This window comes from uncultured Bacteroides sp., from assembly GCF_937912035.1.
Classification (GTDB): domain Bacteria; phylum Bacteroidota; class Bacteroidia; order Bacteroidales; family Bacteroidaceae; genus Phocaeicola.
The window spans coordinates 1-3,893 of the sequence record NZ_CALDPF010000012.1 but is presented as its reverse complement, the minus strand read 5'-3'; the positions used below and the strand labels follow the sequence as shown (position 1 = coordinate 3,893).

The window sequence follows — 3,893 nt, the reverse complement described above, 5'->3', positions numbered from 1 at the left end:
CGGGGATGAAAGCAGGGAATTTACTTTTTATGGAGAGATGGGGCTGTTAGAGGAACCAATATATGTGAATTGTACAAGCGGATTATATCGGGTCATGGTTCCGGAAAGTTGAGTTCTGGGGAAGAAACAGTAAATGATGTAAATTCTCAGTTTTGCGGATGAGAGTGAATGGATGAGAAGGATAGAAAAAAGCAGACTAAGGAAGGGGCAAATCAAGAGGTAAAGATGGGATGAGAATGAAATTAGGGAACGGATTATTGATTGCAGGATTATTTCTTTTTTGTATAGGTTGTCATAGGGAAGTTGAGCCATATAGGAATGGTGCATTGAAGAAGGATACAGACACAGGAGTAAGCGATGTCGTGGAAACGGAGGAAGCAGATGAAGTAGAGGAAGAACAATTCCCATATGGGATGTTTATCCCGGATGCGGGGGATGCTGTACTTCCAGAAATATCTCATTTGCACAAATATTTTTCCAGAAAAACAGAGGAACTTTCAGGACTTGAAAAAAATTATTATGAAAAGAGAGGATATTGGGATGAGTTGTCAATTGAGTGTGAAAATATGGGAGAAACGATAGATATTTTTATACATATAGTTCAAAGTGAGTATGATTGTACTCCATTTAGAGGGACTGCGTATAAACAGGAAAATACGAATTTGTATGTAGGAGATATCTATTCTTCGGAAGATAGTGATAAAATAATTGGAAAGTATATTCTTTCTTATCAGATTGATGAAGTGGTTATGTCGGTTGGGTATTTTGAAAAGGAGGATAGGGAAGAGAGTGCAGGTCTGCTGGCAGAAGGAGTGTATCAACTTTACCATCGCCTAACTCCTTTTGAACTGGAAGTGATTCAGGAAATAGGAAGTAAAATAACGTGTACGGATTATAGTGATTATAGTGGAAGATGGCTACCTATATATCCGGTAGGGGTAAGAGGAGTGGCAATGCCAGTGCGGAAGGAAACTATGGAGAACACATATATGGAGTTGAATATTGATTCCAGGGGAATGATCCAAGGGAATATGAGCCAATATAAGGACTTTTTGGAAAAAAATGTGTATACAGAATTTAGCGGTATTATTGAAGGCGGAGAATGTATTGTGGAATATGAGGATGATGGATATGGGCATGGAGGGACGATGTTTTTTACATTTTGTGAAAATGGTATTATCGTTTATATAGATGAGAACGGAGAACCTGGTGTCAAGGGTTTTCCTACAGGAAATAATTATTACACAAAGGAATAAAAAATCCCATGGTGTTTTTTACACCATGGGATTTTGGGGTGATTATTCACGGAAAGGAGTATCATTCAGTCCGTAGTCTTTCTCGAGATTAATGTCTGTGTTATTAACTCTACCACTTCCATTTAAAATCGCTTCACGGCGAGCTCTGGTGGAGGAGGAATCGTAAGATACCATAAGTTGAAGCAATTCTTTTTCTGTAGTATTTTCCGTTACTTGTTCCATAATTTTTTGGTATACATCATTCCCAAGTGCCCAACGATTTACGGCTATATCGAAGGCCAAGGCATATCCCCTGCAGGTTTTAATTCCATAATTTTTGCAAATTGGGTCAATAGCCTGGCGCCAATAGGGTTCCATATGTTCTTGTTGTAAAGAACGACACAATTCATTTTCCCCCAGTGAATGAAAATATTCTCTCCAAGGTGAGATAAGGGTAGATTTGTCTTCGGTACTGATTTCGTTAGCCCATGCTATCATAGCATCTGTTGTTTGGTTCAATATATTTGTTAAAGTTTCGTAATCGGAACCAAAAATTTGGGACATGGTATCAGGAGACTGGGCAATCATGTCCTTGAGAAGTGACTGCAACGTTTCCTGACCAAAATTATACTGGATAATACCGAATGACATACCCTGCCCATCATGATTACCGCTGACACAAGAATATGCTTTTGAAATATCATCTCCATAACTTGTCTCAAATTGAGCTGTAATATATACAGCAGTTTTAATTGCATCTGCAAGCATTTTATTTTCATATGGGTCTAAAGGATCATATAATTTGATTTCGGATTCGCCGAGATAATAACCGGATACAGCGACCTTATCAATATCAATGTAATCGGCATCACCTGTTTCACCAAATTCGTCACCGGCGAACTGGTCAAATGCCCATAAGTTTGGGAGTGGATATCCCAGGTTTCCACTATATCCGGTAGACATATCACTGACAAAGCATGCAGAAGCATAACCGGCATCACAGACCTGAATACATGTATTACGAGGTCCGTAGAGTCCCATTATATACTCTCGTTTTTTATATTTATCGAATGCCTCTTTTACTTTTTTATAGTAAGGAAGCAATATTTCTTTTACCTGATAATCATATGCATCGACATCGGAGGCGAAGAAAATCATGGTTCCATCTTTAAAACCGAAGTTGAAAGCTGCTTCAACGGCTTCTTTTCCATCTGTTTCTCCCTGTTCAGGGGTAAAGTATGCGATTTTATTTGAAGGAATCGGGCAGCCGGTTCTCTGAAAAATAGGAAAGATTCTGTCTTTAATTTCATTATCACTGCGGTCAGAGTTTTGTCCAAGAACGCGGTTTATTTCATCCGCACTCATAGCATATGTACCGGTTAGGTAACGCCCAAAAGTGTGATAATTATTACTATGAAGAACAGCAAGTCGTCCATCCGTAATAGTTTTGGAAGCATCACAGGCAGAAGTAGCACGGTTTGAGTCACCACTGCTTGTTAAAAGGGAGAGCCATGTCATTAAATCTGCCGTACCATATATTCCCACGGGCAGACAGGCAAAACGCTGGAAGTCTTCAACTGCTTTTTTTGTAGCTGAATCAAAAATTCCAGAAAAAGAGGAAATATATTTTCCGTTGATATAGAGCGCATATTGCAAAATTTTTACAAATGCCTGGCGGGTATCCCCTTCTGACAAAGTAGGACATTTTGCCTTGGTAGTAGGACCGAATGTACCATTTGCAGTACTTGTACTAAGCCCTTCTTCTGCCTGTAAAGCGTATATCAATCCCTTTGCAAGCTGGCGGCTTGGTCTTCCATCTGTAGGTATGATATCAAAGTAATCCAGGTAGTTCCCATTAAGGGCTCTTTGAATCTCACGGATTTTTTCATCTCCTTTGTTAACGAGTGCGTCAAGGGATAAAATTTGTTTCATAAGTTTTCCGTTAACTACACCAGTAGGAGAAATACCAGCGTCACTCTGAATACTTTCGATGGCTGCTTTGGTGTTCGGACCAAAATAACCGGTTACCGCTGTCGGGCTATATCCTTTACAATACAGTCCATGTTGCAAAATTTTACAGTAGTTGTGTGTTGTGTCAGTGTAACCAGATGAAAGCTCGGGGCATTTGCTGGCTGTATTTTTTCCAAATATACCGTCGGGATTAGTTTCTCCTTCTTCAATCTGAAGGGCAATGATCAGTGCCTTGACAGTACCGGATCCAATCATTCCATCTTCATCAATTACACTGTAGCCATTTTTTCCATTATAAGTTGCATTTAACCATTTTTGGGCGTTTAAAACTGCTTCATCCATATTTGTTTTCCTCTCCTTTTAAAAATGTGATTTGCAAATCTATTAATAAAAAGTAGAAGAGCAGGATTTTGTAAACAAAGTTAGAAATTTATATCAAGAAATTTTAGATATCAGGGATGTTGTCTGTTTCATAATTAAGATGTTTCTTAGTTCTATAATCTTAACAATATCACAAGAATTTTTGGAGTATATATTTAATTTAAATACACCTTTAGGATATGTCCTTATTCATATGGGATGATTAAAAGACTATTTTTGATATGTATTGTATGGTACAAAAAATATTTTTTATGTTTGTGTTTACAAATAAAAAGTAGATTTCTTATTAATAGATATAAGCGTTTA

Annotated in this window: 2 protein-coding genes; one reads left to right on the top strand and one right to left on the bottom strand. The window is 37.9% G+C overall.

Going from position 1 to position 3,893, the window contains the following annotated elements:
- Positions 1 to 236 precede the first annotated feature (236 nt).
- Complete coding sequence (locus Q0486_RS01925) at positions 237 to 1,256, top strand: hypothetical protein (RefSeq protein WP_299229951.1); 1,020 nt, start codon at positions 237 to 239, stop codon at positions 1,254 to 1,256.
- Between the two features lie 42 nt (positions 1,257 to 1,298).
- Here Q0486_RS01925 and Q0486_RS01920 read toward each other — a convergent pair whose 3' ends face one another.
- Positions 1,299 to 3,548, bottom strand: a complete 2,250-nt coding sequence (locus Q0486_RS01920; RefSeq protein WP_299229949.1) for a glycoside hydrolase domain-containing protein — start codon at positions 3,546 to 3,548, stop codon at positions 1,299 to 1,301.
- Positions 3,549 to 3,893: the final 345 nt, after the last annotated feature.

Bases quoted from the DNA above. Each gene is read 5' to 3' on its own strand.
- Q0486_RS01925 (WP_299229951.1), top strand. From the start codon at position 237: ATGAAATTAGGGAACGGATTATTGATTGCAGGATTATTTCTTTTTTGT.
- Q0486_RS01920 (WP_299229949.1), bottom strand. From the start codon at position 3,548: ATGGATGAAGCAGTTTTAAACGCCCAAAAATGGTTAAATGCAACTTAT.